We start from the raw sequence: 17,613 nt of genomic DNA on the forward strand, positions 1-17,613 counted from the left end.
GAGCAGTTCTACGATGTCCGGCGTTCTCGAAGGCTTCACCGTCATCTTCGTCGTCATCGCACTGGGCTACCTGCTCGCCCATCTGAAAATCCTCGGCGAACACGGCCAGTTCGTTCTGAGCCGACTGGTCTTCTTCGTGGCGACGCCGTCGCTGCTGTTCGTCACGTTGGCCAATTCGGACCTGTCGGTCATCCTGTCCCCCGTTCTTGCCGTCGCCGGTTCCACAGCGCTGCTCGTCGGGGCCATCTACTTCGTCATCGCGAAGCTCGCGCTGAAACGCGCCGTGCCCGACGCGACCGTCGGCGCACTCGCGAGCTCCTACGTCAATGCCGCGAACCTCGGTATCCCGATCGCCGTGTTCGTTCTGGGCGACGCCAACTTCGTCGCTCCCCTGCTGCTGTTCCAAATCATGATCTACACGCCGATCGCGGTGACAGTCCTCGACATCTCCACCAAGATCGACGAGGTCTCCCTGTTCAAGACGGTCACGACGCCGTTCCGAAACCCGATCGTGCTGGCCGGGGCCGCGGGTCTCGTACTGTCGATCACCGGATTCGAGCTCCCCGAGGCGCTCATGCAGCCGTTCCAACTCGTCGGCAACCTGTCCGTTCCGGGTGCACTGCTCGCGTTCGGACTGTCGCTGTACGGCGCGCGGGTGCTGCAGAAGGGCATCAGCCCGCGACGAGACGTGGCTCTGGCGACCCTGTTCAAGATGGCGCTGCAGCCCCTGCTCGGGTATCTGATGGCCCGATTCGTCTTCGGCCTCGATGGGCACGACCTGTTCGCCATCGTCGTCGTCTCGGCGCTGCCCACCGCGCAGAACGTCTTCGTCTTCGCGAGCCGCTACCAGCGAGGGGTCGTTCTTGCCCGCGACACGGCATTCGTCACGACCCTGGTCTCGATTCCCGTCATCGCACTCGTCACGGTGCTGCTGGCATGAGACGAACACAAAGGTTCTCCTCAGCTCCCAGCGCTACTTTGGGTTCATGAGGTTTCTCGCTGCAGGTGTCATGCTGTGCCTGCTCTTGGCCGGCTGTAGCACCGCCGCCGGTGACGACGACGAGACGACACCGACAACGAACTCCACCACCCCCATCGGGTTCGTCCAGCAACCGAGCGCGCCGCCCGTCCCCCACGAGGTTCCCGTCGGCGACGTCGGCACGATGTTCGAGTCGACCCCGGATCTGATTCGCGCGACGACCACTCCGTTCGAGTCGTGGAGCCAGGTCTCCCCCAACACCATCGCGGTGCACTTCGTCACCGGCACGCCCGAGTGCTACGGAGCCGACGCGACGGTGACCGAGACCGACACGGCCGTCACGATCGAACTGCGGACCGGGACCAGACCGGACGCCGAGGACAAGTCCTGCATCATGGTTGCCGTCTACGCCACCATGCAGATCACGCTGGCGTCGCCGCTGGGTCATCGCGCAATCCTGAATGCGGCCTGACCCGGTCGCCGGTAATGTCCGACCGGTGAGCGACCAACTACCCGACCGAAATCGAAGTACGGTGCGCGCTGCCGATGCCGATCGAAACCTCGTGGCGCAGCTGCTGAGCGACGCGTTCGCCAACGGTCAACTGACCGTCACCGAGTACGACGAGCGGACGGCCGCGGCGTACCGAGCGAAGACATACGGCGACTTGGACCTGTTGACCGACGATCTGGCCCTCACCCCACCTCCGCAGACGACGCAGACCGGTGCGCCCCAGACCGATCGGGCCATCGCGATCATGAGCGGATCGGTTCGCAAAGGCGAATGGACCGTCGCCGCACGCATCGACGCGCTCGCTTTCTGGGGCGGAGTGCAACTCGACCTACGCCGAGCGACATTCTCGGCCCAGGAAACCACGATCAACTGCGTCGCGATCATGGGCGGCATCGAGATCACCGTGCCGCCCGGCATCGGCGTCGAGGTCCGCGGCACCGGGATCATGGGCGGATTCGAGCACGTGAGCGCCTTTCACCCCGGTGCGCCCCGAGTGGTCATCATCGGACTCGCCTTCTGGGGCGGAGTCTCGGTGGACATCAAGGCAGCAGAGAAGTGACTACGATCGCCGACGCTTGAGGTAGTCGCTCACCACCGCAGCACCCAATCCGTCCAGATCCGGCGCGATGACCCTGCCGCCGACCCGCTCGGCCATCTTGTCGACCACCCGGGCCAGACCGGGATCGTCACCGAGACGGAAAATCGTCACCTGTGCACCGAGTTTCGCGACGGTATCGAGCTCACGCACCGTCAAACCCAACGTCTTCGACGACGGCGGGTAATCGAAATACGCATGGCCGTCCGGCTCCAGATGAGCCGTCGGTTCACCGTCGGTGACGATCAAGACCACCGGCTGCGCATTGGGATGACGACGCAGATGCCGCACTGCGAGCATCAGCGCATGATGCAGATTGGTGCCCTGATCGTAGGCACCGTCCAGGCCGGCAAGCTCCGAGGCCGTCAAAGTCTGTGCATGCCTGCCGAATCCGATCAGCTGCAGATCGTCACCGCGAAAACGAGTACTCACCAGGTGATTAAGAGCCAATGCGGTGCGCTTCATCGGCACCCAGCGGCCGTCCATCACCATCGAGAACGACGTGTCGACCAACAACGCCACCGCAGCCTGCGTCCGGGTTTCGGTCTCGCTGATCTCCACATCCGTCACCTGTAGCTGCACCGGAAAGCCCGATCCCTGTGCAGCCGTACGCAAGACGGCGTTGTTGACCGTGCGGGTCACGTCCCACGGTTCGGTGTCGCCGAATTCCCAGGTGCGCGACGCTCCCGTCGGCTCACCCATCGCGCCGGCCTTACGAGTATCTCGCTCGCCGCCGCGTCGAGACAGCTTTCCAGCGACATCCTTCAACGCCGACTGCCCCAGCTGACGCATGGCCTTGGGCGACAGACGCCACTGACCGTCGGCACCCTTGTCCATGAAACCCTGCTGCTGCAGCGCCTTTTCGAGCTCCGAGAGCATCCGGGCGTCGGCAGCAGCCTCCGGTCCGAGCTGTTTCAGCAGGGCATCGGCGTCGATATCGTCCAGCGCCGCCCCGTTGTACTGCTGCGAGAGCTGATTGCCCAAATTCTCGAGATCGGCAATGTCCTGGAGCGCTCCGGTACCGTCACCGAGTCCCATTCCGTTCTCTCCGCGGAAATTCTGCGAACCGTCCCAGTCCTCACCGGGCCGTGCCTGCTGCAGGTTCTGATCGAGTTGATCGAGCTGATTCAACAGGTTCGAGTCACCGAAGGCTTGCTGCGCCAACGCATCCAACTCGGCTCTCTGCTCGGGAGTCAGAGAGTTGCGTAGTCGCTGCGCGGCGGCAGCCCTTTCCGCCAGTGAATCGAGTAGCTCGTCGACATTCTTCGGATTCTCCGGGAAATGCTGACCGTGCTTGTTCATGAACTCGTCGAACTGCTCGTCGGTGTTCTCGCCCTTGTTGTGGGCGTCGAGCAGTTCGTTGAGGTCCTTCAGCATCTCGCTGATGGCCTGACGATCCTGCTCGGTGGCACCTTCGAGAGCCTGCTTCATGCCGGCGAATCGCTGATCGAGCATCTCGCGGCCGAGCAGATCCTTGATCTTCTCGTAGTTCTCGCGCCCCTCCGACGAACGCCAATCGTAATCCGAGAGCTCCTGCACCGCCTGGGCGGTGGACGGAGACAGATCGCCGATCTGCATCTCCTGGAACCGCGCATCGTCGTCGAGGGCACGCGCCAACGCCTTACGCTCCTCGAGCACCGCCTTGTCCAGCAGCTCACGCACTTCCTGCAGCGTGCCGTCGAGGTTGTTCTGCTTCAACAGATCTCGGCGACGCTTGGCGGCCTGGGCCGCGAGGTCGTCGAGCCCGCGCATGTTCTTCGTTCCGCGCCGCAGCATCTCCTGCAACGCCCGGCGAGGCGACGCCCCCTCGAGGACGTCCTCGCCGATCGCATCCAGCGCCTCCCGCAGATCGACGGGAGGAGCCAGTGGATCCGGGCCCTCGTGATAGCGCCCGTACCTGGAGCGACGCATCAGCTGTACACCGTCTGGCCGTCGTCGTCGGGGTCCTTCGATATCCGCCGCGCGAGGTAGAGACCTTCGAGTGCCAGTTCGACGGCGGCTGCCTTCTCGCCGTCCGAGGTCGCCTTCAACCGCTCGGTGATGTCGCCGATCACGGCCACGTCGGGCAGCTCGTCGAGCAGCGCCTTGGCGGTGATGCGATCGCCGGTGACGATCGGGTCGCCGGTCTCCACGGCCGTCACCAACGCCGCGAGGTTCAGGCCACCCAGGTGTGCCCGGACGGTATCCGCCGTCGCGCGTCGCAGCATGTGTTCGAGGACCTCGATTTCGCGGCCTTCTTCGCCCGACTCGAACTCGACCTTGCCGCGCAGCACCTCGATGATCGTTCCCAGGTCCACCGGCCGCGCCACGGCGTCTGCTTCGCCGAGTATTGCGGCGCGGTGAACCGCTGCGGCAGCGATCGTTTCGGCTGCGGCGATCGCGAATCGTGCCGAGACGCCGGAGCGCTGGTCGACCGACGGCGATTCGCGCAGCAGCCGAGTGAATCGAGCGAGCACCTCGAGCAGGTATGCCGGGACCTCGGCCTGCAGGTCCGCTTCCTGATCGATGACGGCTACCTCGTCGTCCAGCTCGAGCGGGTAGTGCGTTCTGATCTCGGCACCGAAGCGGTCCTTGAGCGGAGTGATGATGCGTCCGCGATTGGTGTAGTCCTCGGGGTTGGCACTGGCCACCAACATGACGTCGAGCGGGAGCCGCAGGGTGTAGCCGCGGACCTGAATGTCGCGCTCCTCCATGACGTTGAGCAGCGACACCTGGATGCGCTCGGCGAGGTCGGGAAGTTCGTTGATGGCCACGATGCCGCGGTGACTCCGCGGAACGAGACCGAAGTGAATGGTCTCCGGGTCGCCCAAGCTGCGGCCCTCGGCGACCTTCACCGGATCGACATCGCCGACGAGGTCGGCAACCGAGGTATCCGGGGTCGCGAGCTTCTCTGCGTACCGCTCGCTGCGGTGCCGCCACTCGATGGGCAGGTCGTCGCCCAGTTCCTTCGCTCTACGAATGCTCGCAGGGGTGATGGGCTCGTACGGATGCTCGCCCAGTTCGGCACCGGCGATCACCGGCACCCACTCGTCGAGGAGCAGGTTGAGGGTACGCAGCAGACGGGTCTTGCCCTGCCCACGCTCACCCAGCAGAACGACGTCATGACCGGCCAGAATCGCGCGCTCGAATTGCGGCAGCACCGTCGACCCGAAGCCGACGATCCCCGGCCACGGATCTTCGCCGTCACGCAACGCCGTCAAAAGATTTTCGCGGAGCTCTTCCTTGATCGACCGCTGCCGATGTCCGGATGCCTTGAGTTCGCCGAGAGTGGAGATGCCAGGTTTGGTGGAGGTCACTTCTCCACGCTACGAGCGTTTGACGATTGCTGCCATCTAGTGGTCCGTTGTGGTTCCGTCGAGTTCGCACTTATGCAACCCGAACTGGACAAATCCCCTGCACAACTGCGATCTCGCTAGATCGGTGCTCCTGCCTCACGGAGCTTGGCCCGAACTCGACGGACCACTTCGTCGGGACGACGGCGGAGTTGTTCGGAATTGACCCGAACGATATGCCAGTCGCACTGCTGCAAGTCCTCGTACCGCTCGATGTCGCGGGTCCGCTGACGCTCGTCGAGCCAGTGCTGCACCCCCTCGTATTCCACCCCGACACGCCACCTCTCCCACCCCATGTCGATCCGCGCGACAAATCGACCACGTGCATCTCGAACGTCGATCTGGGTGGTGGGTTTCGGAAGTCCAGCGTCGATCAGCAACAGTCGGGTGCGCGTCTCCTGCGGCGATTCCGCACCTCCATCCACCCGACCGAGGGCGTCGAGCAGCACCCGGATACTCCGACACCTCGGACGCAGTGACGCGAATGCACTCACCACATCCCGCTCGAGGCCGGTCGCGGCCATGAGTGAATCGAGGAAGATCACGGACTGCGGTGACGGAACCCATCGCCCGATATCGAACGCGGTCCGTACCGGGGTGGTCGTCACCGCCACCCCGCCGACCACGAGCACATCGCCAGGCTCGATCGAGTCGCGCCGGAGGATCAGCCCTGGTATTCGATGTGATTTTTTCGGCGCAAGCACAGTGGGCGGCACCGAGGCGTCGACCCATCGCGCGCCATGTACGGCGGCCGCCGAAGTACCCGCGACAATTGCGCTGTTGCCGACGCACACAGATGCCGCCGCAGCCAGGGTCCGCGCATCCAGGGTGGTTCCTGCGGGCACATACGTGTCACGGAACACTCGTACATAGTCGCGGCTCAGTCGGTGACGACTCAATGCTCCCGACTGCACTGCAACCGACCCACGAAACGGTCCTGACTCGATCCCCATCGCTCAACCCTGGCAGGGTCGAGCTCCTCGAAACGGCCAGCAGGCCAATCTGTGGATTATGGTTTCGTTCATCCACAGATCGTCGAGATCGCAGTTATGCGAGCGGAAATGGTGTAAAAGGCTGCACAACTGCGATCTCGACGGAGCAGCTAGTGCGCGAAGTGCCGCGAACCCGTCAGATACAGCGTCACGCCCGCGTCCTGGGCAGCAGCGATCACTTCGTTGTCGCGGACCGAACCACCGGGCTGCACAACGGCTTTGACGCCCGCCGTCATGAGGACCTGCAAGCCGTCAGGGAACGGGAAGAAGGCATCGGAGGACGCGACCGAACCGACGACGCGATCCCCGGCACGCTGGACCGCGAGGTGGGCGGCGTCGACGCGGTTGACCTGGCCCATTCCGACGCCGACCGACGCGCCGTCGTGAGCGAGCAGAATTGCGTTGGACTTGACGGCTCGTCCTGCGCGCCAAGCGAATTCGAGATCCTTGAGGGTCTGCTCGTCGGCGGGTTCGCCCGCAGCCAGGGTCCAGTTGGCCGGATCGTCGCCGTCGGCGTCGATGACGTCTCTCTGCTGCAGCAGTGCCCCGCCGGAGATCGGCTTGAGTTCGACGCCCGACGTGGGCGGCGCTTCTGCGAGCAGAACTCGAATGTTCTTCTTGCGCTGCAGCACTCCCAGTGCGCCGTCGGCGTAGGACGGCGCGATGATGACCTCGGTGAAGATCTCGGCGACCTGCTCGGCCATCTCGACGGTGACCTCACGGTTGGCCGCGATGACGCCGCCGTAGGCGCTCACCGGATCGCACGCATGCGCCTTTCGGTGCGCCTCGGCGATGTCGGTGCCGACGGCGATGCCGCACGGGTTGGCGTGCTTGATGATCGCGACGGTGGGCTCCGAGTGATCGAACGCTGCCCGCCAGGCCGCATCCGAATCGGTGAAGTTGTTGTACGACATCTCTTTTCCGTGCAGCTGCTCGGCCTGAGCGATGCCGGCAGCAGCGGAGGAGTCGACGTACAGGGCAGCCTTCTGGTGCGGGTTCTCGCCGTACCGAAGTACTGCGGAGCGGTCCCAGGTGCCGCCGATCCACTCGGGAAACACCGTCTCGGTGTCGGGAGTCAGGACGCTCGACATCCACGACGCCACTGCGACGTCGTATGCCGCGGTGTGCTGAAATGCCTGCGCGGCAAGAGATGTGCGCTCGGCGAGCGTGAATCCGCCACCGGAGACAGCGGAGAGTACGTCGTCGTACCGGCTCGGATCGACGACAACCGCGACCGACGGGTGATTCTTGGCTGCGGCGCGCACCATCGACGGGCCGCCGATATCGATCTGCTCGACGCATTCGTCGGGCGTCGCACCGCTGGCGACGGTCTCGGTGAACGGGTACAGGTTGACCACGACGAGCTCGAACGCCTCGATGCCCAGCTCGTCCAGCTGAGCCAGGTGGTCGGGCTTGCGGGTGTCGGCAAGGACCCCGGCATGGACGCGAGGATGCAGCGTCTTGACGCGACCCTCGAGGGTTTCGGGGAATCCGGTGAGGTCCTCGACCTTGGTGACCGGGATTCCGGCGTCGGCGATCTTGCTCGCCGTCGATCCGGTGGACACCAGAGCGACGCCCGCGGCATGCAAACCGGTCGCAAGTTCGATCAGTCCGGTCTTGTCGTAGACACTGACCAGTGCGCGGCGCACCGCTTTACGTTCACTCATCGGATTATCTGAGCCTTTCGTCCATCGGAGGTGACACCTTTGGCTGCGACCGCTGCGATCACGTCGACCAGCAACCGTCGTTCCACAGTCTTGATGCGTTCGTGCAATGCCGCTTCGTCGTCGCCGTCGAGAACGGGCACGGCTTCCTGAGCCAGGATCGGCCCGGTGTCGACGCCGGAATCGACCAGATGCACCGTCGAACCGGTCAGTTTCACGCCGTGGTCCAGCGCGTCCCGAACGGCGTGCGCACCCGGGAACGACGGCAACAGCGCGGGGTGCGTGTTGACGATCCGGCCGGCGAACGCGTCGAGAAATCGAGGACCGAGGATCTTCATGAACCCTGCGGTGACGATCAGATCGGGCTCGAACCCCAGTGCAGCGTCGGTGAGCGCCTCATCCCAGGCCGCCCGACCGGCGAAGTCTCGCAAGCCGATACGAAAATGTGGGATCGCGGCATCGTCGGCATGACGAGCGGCCGCGCACTCTCGATCGACTCCGACGGCCACGATGCGCGCCGGGTAGTCCTCGGCAGTTGTCGCGGCGACGAGCGACTGCAGGAGCGAGCCGGTCCCCGACGCGAGGACGACGACCCGCGCGGGTGTCTCACGCAAGGCAGTCAGCGCACTACTCCTGAGGTATCGAGGGGATCGTTCGAGCCAGCAGAAAGCCTAGTCGCTCCGACCCGCGCCCCTACCGGGCAGGTCCGTCCTCCGCAGTGCTCGACGCGTCGTCCTGGGCCGGGGGCGGAGCGACGATCTCGGCTTCGAGCGGTTCCTCGGATTCGGCGTCTGCCGCGATCGGATCGTCTGCTTCCACTGTCGCGACCGGCTTCTCGTCGACGACCTCGGCCTCGACGACGGTGTCCGCGACAGCCTCGTCCGGTTCCGACGAAGGCGCTCGAATGGCCAGTTCTGCTGCGGGCACGGTCACCGGCACGGGCTGCTCGGTACCGGATCGGTCGTGGGGTTCGTGGTCGGGTTCCGGGTCTGCTCGACGCCACACGACGAGGGCGGCCGAGGCGGATCCGACGACGCCGAGCCAGGCGAAGGTCAGCAGTGCGAAGCTCCACACGGTGACTTCGACTGTGCCGAACGTGCCCAGGTTCCCGCCTGCGGCGTAGCCGAACACCGCGGCGAGGGCTCCCATGACTGCAGCGACGGCCCACACCGAGGAGACCGCGACCTGGACGTCCACGCTTCGGATCGCGCAGTCGCGTCCCAGGAGTAGCCCCGCTGCGATGGGAACGACGAGCATGACGATCCAGATCGTCTGCGCGGATCCTTCGGGGAGGACGGCGAGGATCGGAAGCGGCGGGAGCTGCCCGCCCGTCGTCGAGAACAGGCTGACCGTTGCGTCTCCGAAGCTCGCCGAGGACCCCGTCGCGACGGCGAGGGCACCGAGGACGATGTTCGGCAGGTACAGCACCGACAGCACGGTCAGTCCCAGCATGCCGACGAGGGTGCGTCCGTTGTCGAGCAGCGAACCGGCGGTGTCCCAGGAAGCGAGCAGCGCCAACAGCACGATGGCGGCGCCGCCTGCCGTCAGCACCGCAACGGACCGCACGAGCGGCGCAACGAGTGCGCGTACCCAATCTGGAAGATGTCGATCGATCACCAGGGCATCCCAGCGAGCGAGGATCAGGCCGGTGCCCGACGCCGCTGCGTGCACTCCGGCCACCCACGAGAAGGCGACGAGTGCGTTGGGGCTCGACAGTCCGATGACCGTCGACGCATCCTTGGCGACGGCCAGAGCGATGGCCGTGAAAGCGAGGGGTCCGGCCATCGACGCGGCGAACACCCACCTGACCATGCGGCGGTCGGTGGTCTCGTCCACCGCGTGGTGAACCGTGCGTGCGACGGACCAGGCGACGACGAGGGTGGGAAGCATCGGGGCGACGCCCATCGACGTGCCACCGATACTCAGCGGCACCAGGTGCACCGCGAACCAGGAACCGGCGATGGCACCGAGGGTTCCGGTGAGATCGCTGTTGACCGAGACAAGGGTGATCAGGACCAGAGTCGTGGCGATGACCACCACCAACCCGGAGGTTTTGAAGGCCACTGCAGCGAGCGTTCGTGACTGATCGGGCGTAGGCCCGGTGCTCACACGGGAACTGCGTGCGGCCGCGCGTCGAGTATCTCGGTTCAATAGATCGCTCATCACTACGAGATTCGCATCAACGACGCGGCACGCCGGTCAGGCGCGCCGCGAAGTCGAGTGTGACGTGCGAAATCAGTCGCGCTTGTTGTCGTCTTCCGCGGGAGTCGCGCCGAACGATTGAGTCGGTGCGCCGTACGGCGTCGACTGTGAGCCCGACTCGGACTCGTCGGGTGTGCTCGACGGCTGACCGTAACCGGACGGCTGGTTGCCGTACTGGTACTGGTTCGGCGGGTACGCCTGCCCTGCGGGCGGACCGCTCGGACCGGTGTAGGGCGGCGGCGAATAGCCACCCTGCGGTCCGGTGTTCGGCGCAGGCTGATTGCCGTACGGCGACTGTGCGCCGGGACCGTAGGAGTGCTGGCCGGACGTCTGTCCACTCGGCGCTTGTCCGAAGTTCGACGAGCCTGCTGTGTTCGACGGGGCCTGACCGTATGCCGGCGGGTTGCTGTAGTTCTGCGGTCCGGACGGTCCACCGAACGACGTCGTCGGCGCGTTGTACGGATTCTGCTGGCCGTAACCGGACTGCTGACCCTGGTTCCCGAAGCCGGACTGCTTGGGTGCCGGAGCCTTGACGATGCCTGCATCGAGCAGCAGCGCAACCACAGCGGCCGATGCTTGCACGAAGCCCAACACGAGCACCAGGATCGCGCCGATTCCGAGCGAACTGCTGGTGCTGGCGAACTCGTTGCCCTCGGCACTGGGCAGGCTGAACGACTGGAAGACGAGCACCAGGAATCCGGCGATGGCCAGTGCCGCGATCACGGCCTGGTTCCGGGCATCCTTCTGCAGCAGCGACGCACCTGCGATCAGACCGGCGGCGAGCAGGAACGCGATCGACGCCGCACTTCCGCCGGACTCGAAGAAGTTGGTGCTGAACGAGGTCTGGATGCCGCTGGGCAGTTGCTCGGACGACGACACTTCGGCGGTGACGAAATCGAGCAGGCCGAGCAGGAAGTTGACGATACCGAGACCGAGCACCACGAAGGTCAGGATCTTCGGCAGTTGTGCGAGCCCGGCACCGGACGACTTCGTCGAGTGCCCGGACGTGCCCGGCGCGGACCCGCTCGGTGCGGAGGTTCCTGGCACGGGCGGGCCGAACGGGTTGGATACCGACGGCTGGTGGAACGGCTGGTTCTGACCCGACTGGGGGTAGGCACCCGACGACGGCTGATTCGGCGTGGACTGATTCGGCGTGGACGGGGGGCCGTAGGACGGTCCGCCTCCGCCGTAGCCACCAGAGTTGGAGCCCCCGTTGTCAGGGCTGCCGGGCGAGTAGGTCATCGCGTCTCCTCATCCTGATAGTGCCGTACCCAGGTCGGTCGGGTCCGAGATCTCACGCTACTGCACGGACCCGACCGCTCGAGGAACTCCAGGTCAGTGGGACGTGACCAACTCGTGGTCGTTCGATTCGGCCGCTTCGAGCTCCCGCACCAGCGGCAGCACCTTTCCTCCGAAGTATTCGATTTCCTCCTGAAAGTGCAGGAAGCCTCCGAGAACGAGGTCGACGCCGAGGCGTCGGTAGGCGACGATGCGTTCGGCAACCTGCTCCGGGGTGCCGATCAACTGCGTCTTGAACCCGTCGTTGTACTGAACGAGGTCCTCGAACGTCGAGTCGGCCCACATCCCCTTCTTGTCGGCCGTCGAATTGCCCGCCTGCTGCACCGCACCTCTGAAACCCTCGACGGCAGGCTTGTTGGCCTTGTCGATGATCTCTCGCAACGTATCTCGCGCTTCCTTCTCGCTGTCTCGCGCGATGATGAATCCGTTGAGCCCGAACTTGACCTCACGTCGGTGATCGCGCGCGACCCGACGCAGGTTGTCGAGCTGCTCGGTGACGCCGTCGAAATCCTTGCCGTTGCTGAAGTACCAATCCGAGTACCGGCCGGCATTCTCCTGCGCGGCGGACGAGTTACCACCTTGGAAGAGTTCAGGATTGGGCCGTTCCGGGGTGTTGAGCGGCTTCGGCTTCAGCGTGAAATCGTGGATCCGATAGAAATCGCCCCGGAAATCCACGTCGTCCTCGGTCCAGATCTTGCGCAGTACCTGCAGGAATTCGGCGCTGCGACGGTATCTTTCGTCGTGCTCGAGCCACGGCTCACCGAGATGGGTGAACTCGTCCTTGAACCAACCACTGACGACGTTGACCGCAAAACGTCCGTTCGAGAGGTGGTCCGCGGTAGCGCCGAGCTTGGCCAATACGGCAGGCTGCCAGAGCCCGGGATGCACGGCGGCAATGACTTTCAGACGTTCGGTGGCCAACAGCAACGCGAGCGAGAAGCTCGTCGACTCGTGCTGGAACTCGGCCCCGTAGCTCGCCTCGTAACGGACCTGACTGAGCGCGTACTCGAAGCCGTTGTTCTCGGCGGTCTGCGCCAGCTTCTTGTTGTACTCGTAGTCCCAACTGGTCCGTTGCTCGATGGTGCTGGTGACCAGGCCACCCGAGACGTTGGGAACCCAGTATGCGAACTTGATTGCGTCGGCGATCTTTTCGGTGCTCATGTGTGCGTCATCCTTCATCGGATGAATGTGCCACCCACGCACTCAGATGGCGTGGATGGCACATTCATCCGGAAATCGGGGGTCGGATCGGGGCCGGAGATGTCGGGACTACGAGTACCAGGTGGGCTCGGGCAGCTCCCCGGTGAGCACCCAGCGGCCGACTTCGCGTCGCTTGTAGGCAACCGGATCGTGCAGGGTGTGGGTACGGACGTTGCGCCAGAAGCGATCGAACCCGTACTTGCTGGCCGTGGCGCGGGCACCGAGGGCCTCGAACACGGTCGAGGTGATCTCGAGCGAGACTTCGGTGGCGCGAGCCTTGACTGCGGCCACCCGGACCTCGTGGTCACCGCGCTCCTCGGCGGTGACGTTCCACGCGTTGTCGTGAATCTTCTGGCCTTCCAACGCCACTGCGTCGGCCAGAGCCTCGACGGCCCACAGTTTGGCAGTCAGATCGCCGTAGATGTCGATGATGTACGGCTCGTCGACGGCCTTGTCCACCGTGCTGTGCAGCCACGCGCGAGTCTTGTCCTTGGTGTACGACGCGGCTTCCTCGAGAGCACCCCTCGCGATTCCGAGGTAGAAGTTGACGAACACCAACTGGATGGTCGGAACATTGAGGGTGTTGTAGACGCGTGGCTGAAACACTTTGTCCACGAACCCCGCTGCACTTGCCCAGTCGACGCGAACCTTGTCGATCGTGACGCTGCCACTTTCGGTCTGACGCTGGCCGATGTTGTCCCAGTCGTCGTGGAAGGACAGACCCTCGATGTTCGACGGCACGATTGCGAACACGTGATCGGTGCTGCCCTCGAGCGCACCTTCGAGCACGGTCACGTCCGAGACACGACTGCCGGTGGAGAACGTCTTGGAACCGTCGAACACGATGGTGTCGCCCTCGTCGGTGACCGACACGTCGTTGTCGCGGGGATTGACAGCACCGCCGAAGAACCACTTGTTCTTCGTGGCATCGGCTTCGACGGCCTCGATCTGCTCGGGGGTACCGACCAGACGCGCGGCCCAGAACCAGAGAAGGTGGTAGCCCAGCAGCTGACCGATCGAGCCATCAGCCTTCGAGACGGTGCGAATCACCTGGTAGGCCGTGGGCCAATCCTGGCCGCCGCCACCGTGCTCGACGGGACCGAGCAGCGTGACGAGCCCGGCGTCCTTGAGCAACTGAACCTCTGCGGACGGAAGCTCACGACCCTTGTCGCGGGCAACGGCATCGACAGCGAGCAGCTGCGCTACTTCACCTGCGCGGGAAATCCATCCGGCAGCAGTGGTGGGAGCGTCGGGCCAGTTCTTGGCGAGTGCACGATTTTCGGTAGTTGTCATGACGCACAGTGAAGTCCCGCGTCGAAGCAATGACCACAGTTCGATTCAGCGTGATTCTAACGGGATCACCCACGCAGAATTTTCTCCATCTTCTTGCCCTTGGCCAGCTCGTCGATCAGCTTGTCCAGCAATCGGATTTTCTTCATCAGGGGATCTTCGACGTTCTCGACGCGGATGCCGCAGACAACTCCGGTGATCAGCGTCGCGTTCGGGTTGAGCTTCGCCGCCGCGAAGAAGTCCTCGAATGTCGTCTCGGCCTCGAGGTGTTCCTTCAGCGTCGCTTGATCGAACCCGGTGAACCACCGGACGATCTCGTCGACCTCCGCTTCGGTGCGGCCCTTTCGCTCCACCTTGTTGATGTAGAGCCGATGGACCGTCACGAAGGCGGTGGTGAAGATGTTGTGCACGGGGCCAATCTAGTCCACCGACGCGCCCGCGAAGTAGGCCCGCACACGAGGCGTGAACAGCAGCACTGCGACCGCCAGCAGGATGACCATTTGAACCGCTTGCACCACGTGGGTCCACGGAAGATTCGGGGTGAAGATCAGGTAGGAGTAGGCAGCAACTCCGAAGATGCTCCAGCTCAACAAGAGCCGATGTTCGGATGGACTGCGCCTGGAGAGTCGCTGGACAAGATACGAGTAGCCGAAGATCAGGCTGACCACAGTGATCACCCGCAGCGAGTAGGCCCCGTAGACGATCGCTTTCGCCGAGGCCGGAAGGGAGTCGTCGTCCATGCCCTGTCGATGCATCTGGAAATCCGCCAGCGACTTCGCCAGCGCCACCGAGGCGAGTGCATACAGACACGAGACCACCATGGCCGCGATCATCAACCGGCCGACCGGTCGTACAGCCGGGTCCGCGTGCCACCCCTGTCGATACAGACGGTGCAGAAATTCCGACATCAGCCCTCCCCGAACGGTGTCACAGAGATTGTGACATGATGTCGTTACTTTAGCTATTGACTCCCCTTTACCTTCGCTGTGAATTTCAATTACTATGCAACACAACACTTTTCAGGAAGAATGGGCAGCGACATCGTCGAACGGGAGGGCAAGACATGACACGCAAGAGGTTCGAGTACTTCAAAGTCGCGTTGTTTCTGATGTCCGCGATCGTCCTGGCATGGGCTGCAGGAACTTTCGAATCGCTCTACTACGCACTCGCGGCGGCGCTGTTCGGAGCGATGACAGTGTTCGTCCTGTGGCGAGTGGACAAGTTCGAGACCGAATAGCGCTGCCCATACGTCGTGCGCGTTTTGCGTACCTTCAGGTACGCAAAACGCGCACAAGGGATTGGGGCACGAAAAAGCCCGCCACCGAATCGGTGGCGGGCTTTCGCGTACTGAAAGTTACTTCACAGACAGCGATTCCAGGATTTCGCGCGCGAGGGCAGCGGTCTCGGACGGCGTCTTGCCGACCTTGACGCCTGCGGCCTCGAGTGCGTCCTTCTTCGCCTGTGCCGTTCCCAGCGAGCCGGAGACGATGGCGCCGGCGTGGCCCATGGTCTTGCCCTCGGGAGCGGTGAAGCCTGCGACGTAGCCGACGACCGGCTTGGTCACGTTGGCCTTGATGTAGTCGGCTGCACGCTCTTCGGCGTCGCCGCCGATCTCGCCGATCATGACGATGATCTTGGTGTCGGGGTCCGCCTCGAACGCCTCGATGGCGTCGATGTGGGTGGTTCCGATGACGGGGTCGCCGCCGATGCCGATGGCCGTCGAGAATCCGAAGTCGCGGAGCTCGAACATCATCTGGTAGGTCAGGGTGCCACTCTTGGAGACCAGGCCGATGGGGCCGGTTCCCGAGATGTTGGCGGGCGTGATGCCGACCAATGCCTCACCGGGAGTGATGATTCCGGGGCAGTTCGGCCCGATGATGCGGGTCTTCTTGCCCTTCTCCACGTTGTAGGCCCACGCGTATGCGGAGTCCTGCACGGGGATGCCCTCGGTGATGACGACGAGCAGCGGGATCTCCGCGTCGATCGCTTCGACGATGGCGTCCTTGGAGAATGCCGGCGGCACGAACGCGATGGACACGTCGGCTCCGGTCTTCTCCATGGCCTCGGAAACCGAAGCGAACACCGGCAATTCGATGTCGTTGCCCTGCGCGTCGACGTGCTTGACCGTGGTTCCGGCCTTGCGTGCGTTGACGCCACCGACGACCTGGGTGCCGGCCTTGAGCATCAGGGCGGTGTGCTTGGTGCCTTCGCCGCCGGTGATGCCCTGGACGATGACCTTGTTGTCCTTGTTCAGAAAGATAGACATTGTTTCCTCTACTTCGCTGCCAGCTCGGCGGCCTTGTCGGCGCCCTCGTCCATGGTTCCGGCGAGCGTCACCAGCGGGTGCGCGGCGTCGGCGAGAATCTTGCGGCCCTCTTCGACCTTGTTGCCGTCGAGACGGACGACCAGCGGCTTGTTGGCGTCGTCGCCCAGCTTCTTCAGCGCGCCGACGATGCCGTTGGCCACTGCGTCACACGCGGTGATGCCACCGAAGACGTTGACGAACACGCTCTTGACCTGCTCGTCACCGAGGATGACGTCGAGGCCTGCGGCCATGACCTCGGCCGAAGCGCCGCCGCCGATGTCGAGGAAGTTGGCCGGCTTGACGCCGCCGTGTGCCTCGCCTGCGTATGCGACCACGTCGAGGGTCGACATGACCAGTCCGGCACCGTTTCCGATGATGCCGACCTGTCCGTCGAGCTTGACGTAGTTGAGGTCGTTCTCCTTGGCCTTGGCCTCGAGGGGATCGGCTGCGTCCTTGTCCTCGAACTCGGCGTGGCCGGGCTGGCGGAAGTCTGCATTGGCGTCGAGCGTGACCTTGCCGTCGAGGGCGAGGATCTGATCGTCGGGGGTGCGAACCAGCGGGTTGACCTCGACCAGGAGAGCGTCTTCGTTGATGAAGACCTCCCACAGCTTCTGGATGGTCACCGCAGCGGCGTCGAGCACCTCGGCGGGCAGCTTGCCCTTCTCGGCGATCTCACGAGCGAACGCGAGGTCGACGCCCTTGACTGCGTCGACGGGGATACGTGCGAGTGCGTCGGGGTTCTCCTCCGCCGTCACCTCGATCTCGACTCCACCTTCGACCGAACACATCGCGAGGTAGGTGCGGTTGGTGCGATCGAGCAGGAAGGAGATGTAGTACTCCTCGGCGATGTCGGAGGCTTCTGCGACGAGAAGCTTCTTGACGACATGGCCCTTGATGTCGAGTCCGAGAATCGCTTCGGCGTTCTCGGTTGCTGCTGCGACGTCCTTGGAGTACTTGACGCCGCCGGCCTTGCCGCGGCCGCCGACCTTGACCTGCGCCTTGACCATTACTGGCTTGCCGATTTCTTCGGCAATCTGTGTTGCTCCGGCGACCGTGTCGGTGACACGACCGGCGGAGGTGGGTACGCCATGCTTGGCGAACAATTCCTTCGCCTGGTATTCGAAGAGATCCATCAGCTCACCGTCTCGTCTACGTTGACGCCCGCTCCAGGGGTGTGAGCGGGTCTGAGCATGGACTTTATCCAGGTGCCCCGACGGCGCATCGGGCGCATGGATGCTATGTGG

General features: G+C 64.1%; 17 protein-coding genes. 4 read left to right on the forward strand and 13 right to left on the reverse strand.

Going from position 1 to position 17,613, the window contains the following annotated elements:
• Nucleotides 1-13 precede the first annotated feature (13 nt).
• The 3 genes from CH281_RS15500 to CH281_RS15510 are packed head-to-tail and all read left to right on the forward strand — an operon-like array spanning nucleotide 14 to nucleotide 2,049.
• Nucleotides 14-940: an AEC family transporter gene (locus tag CH281_RS15500; protein WP_032381729.1), complete on the forward strand. Its 927-nt coding sequence runs from the start codon at nucleotides 14-16 to the stop codon at nucleotides 938-940.
• Nucleotides 941-986: 46 nt separating this feature from the next.
• Nucleotides 987-1,451 carry a hypothetical protein gene (locus CH281_RS15505; protein ID WP_027496026.1) on the forward strand — a complete coding sequence of 155 codons (465 nt, stop codon included), beginning with the start codon at nucleotides 987-989 and terminating at the stop codon, nucleotides 1,449-1,451.
• 25 nt (nucleotides 1,452-1,476) lie between these two features.
• Nucleotides 1,477-2,049 (forward strand): DUF1707 SHOCT-like domain-containing protein, encoded by a 573-nt coding sequence (locus tag CH281_RS15510; protein WP_094694745.1) that lies wholly within the window; start codon nucleotides 1,477-1,479, stop codon nucleotides 2,047-2,049.
• Here the strand turns inward: CH281_RS15510 and CH281_RS15515 are convergent, their stop codons facing one another.
• The 11 genes from CH281_RS15515 to CH281_RS15565 all read right to left on the reverse strand — a co-directional run bounded on the left by CH281_RS15515 (nucleotide 2,050) and on the right by CH281_RS15565 (nucleotide 14,972).
• Nucleotides 2,050-3,996: a vWA domain-containing protein gene (locus CH281_RS15515; protein WP_094621657.1), complete on the reverse strand. Its 1,947-nt coding sequence runs from the start codon at nucleotides 3,994-3,996 to the stop codon at nucleotides 2,050-2,052.
• A complete protein-coding gene (locus CH281_RS15520) occupies nucleotides 3,996-5,381 on the reverse strand; it encodes a sigma 54-interacting transcriptional regulator (RefSeq protein WP_027496024.1) in 1,386 nt (461 codons plus the stop codon). Before CH281_RS15520 ends, CH281_RS15515 begins: the two co-directional genes overlap by 1 nt.
• A gap of 116 nt (nucleotides 5,382-5,497) precedes the next feature.
• A complete protein-coding gene (locus CH281_RS15525; protein WP_094694747.1) occupies nucleotides 5,498-6,370 on the reverse strand; it encodes an endonuclease domain-containing protein in 873 nt (290 codons plus the stop codon).
• 149 nt (nucleotides 6,371-6,519) lie between these two features.
• Nucleotides 6,520-8,076, reverse strand: coding sequence for a bifunctional phosphoribosylaminoimidazolecarboxamide formyltransferase/IMP cyclohydrolase (purH, locus tag CH281_RS15530; protein ID WP_094694749.1), 1,557 nt, complete (start codon nucleotides 8,074-8,076; stop codon nucleotides 6,520-6,522).
• Nucleotides 8,073-8,687, reverse strand: coding sequence for a phosphoribosylglycinamide formyltransferase (gene purN / locus CH281_RS15535; RefSeq protein WP_094694751.1), 615 nt, complete (start codon nucleotides 8,685-8,687; stop codon nucleotides 8,073-8,075). The genes purH and purN overlap by 4 nt, the downstream gene beginning before the upstream one ends.
• Nucleotides 8,688-8,766: 79 nt before the next feature.
• The gene (locus CH281_RS15540; protein ID WP_256983595.1) at nucleotides 8,767-10,137 is read right to left on the reverse strand and encodes a cell division protein PerM; all 1,371 of its coding nucleotides are present in this window, start codon (nucleotides 10,135-10,137) and stop codon (nucleotides 8,767-8,769) included.
• A 171-nt stretch (nucleotides 10,138-10,308) separates the two neighbouring features.
• Nucleotides 10,309-11,517: a DUF5336 domain-containing protein gene (locus CH281_RS15545; RefSeq protein ID WP_057473741.1), complete on the reverse strand. Its 1,209-nt coding sequence runs from the start codon at nucleotides 11,515-11,517 to the stop codon at nucleotides 10,309-10,311.
• Nucleotides 11,518-11,610: 93 nt separating this feature from the next.
• Nucleotides 11,611-12,735 carry a dimethylsulfone monooxygenase SfnG gene (gene sfnG, locus CH281_RS15550; protein WP_057473740.1) on the reverse strand — a complete coding sequence of 375 codons (1,125 nt, stop codon included), beginning with the start codon at nucleotides 12,733-12,735 and terminating at the stop codon, nucleotides 11,611-11,613.
• Nucleotides 12,736-12,843: 108 nt separating this feature from the next.
• Nucleotides 12,844-14,067, reverse strand: a complete 1,224-nt coding sequence (locus tag CH281_RS15555) for an acyl-CoA dehydrogenase family protein (RefSeq protein WP_094694755.1) — start codon at nucleotides 14,065-14,067, stop codon at nucleotides 12,844-12,846.
• Between the two features lie 65 nt (nucleotides 14,068-14,132).
• Nucleotides 14,133-14,474: a DUF2200 domain-containing protein gene (locus CH281_RS15560; protein ID WP_094694757.1), complete on the reverse strand. Its 342-nt coding sequence runs from the start codon at nucleotides 14,472-14,474 to the stop codon at nucleotides 14,133-14,135.
• A gap of 9 nt (nucleotides 14,475-14,483) precedes the next feature.
• A complete protein-coding gene (locus tag CH281_RS15565) occupies nucleotides 14,484-14,972 on the reverse strand; it encodes a hypothetical protein (protein ID WP_027496016.1) in 489 nt (162 codons plus the stop codon).
• A gap of 155 nt (nucleotides 14,973-15,127) precedes the next feature.
• Here CH281_RS15565 and CH281_RS26915 point away from each other — a divergent pair, with 155 nt between their 5' ends.
• Nucleotides 15,128-15,301, forward strand: coding sequence for a hypothetical protein (locus CH281_RS26915; protein WP_155288490.1), 174 nt, complete (start codon nucleotides 15,128-15,130; stop codon nucleotides 15,299-15,301).
• A gap of 117 nt (nucleotides 15,302-15,418) precedes the next feature.
• On the opposite strand, the gene sucD is transcribed toward CH281_RS26915, so the two are convergent.
• Entirely contained in the window at nucleotides 15,419-16,330 is a 912-nt protein-coding gene (sucD, locus tag CH281_RS15570) for a succinate--CoA ligase subunit alpha (RefSeq protein WP_027496015.1), read from the reverse strand.
• A gap of 8 nt (nucleotides 16,331-16,338) precedes the next feature.
• On the reverse strand, nucleotides 16,339-17,502 hold the full coding sequence (gene sucC, locus CH281_RS15575) for an ADP-forming succinate--CoA ligase subunit beta (protein WP_027496014.1): 1,164 nt from the start codon (nucleotides 17,500-17,502) through the stop codon (nucleotides 16,339-16,341).
• Nucleotides 17,503-17,613 lie beyond the last annotated feature (111 nt).

This window comes from Rhodococcus sp. 06-221-2, assembly GCF_002258365.1.
GTDB lineage: Bacteria > Actinomycetota > Actinomycetes > Mycobacteriales > Mycobacteriaceae > Rhodococcoides > Rhodococcoides fascians.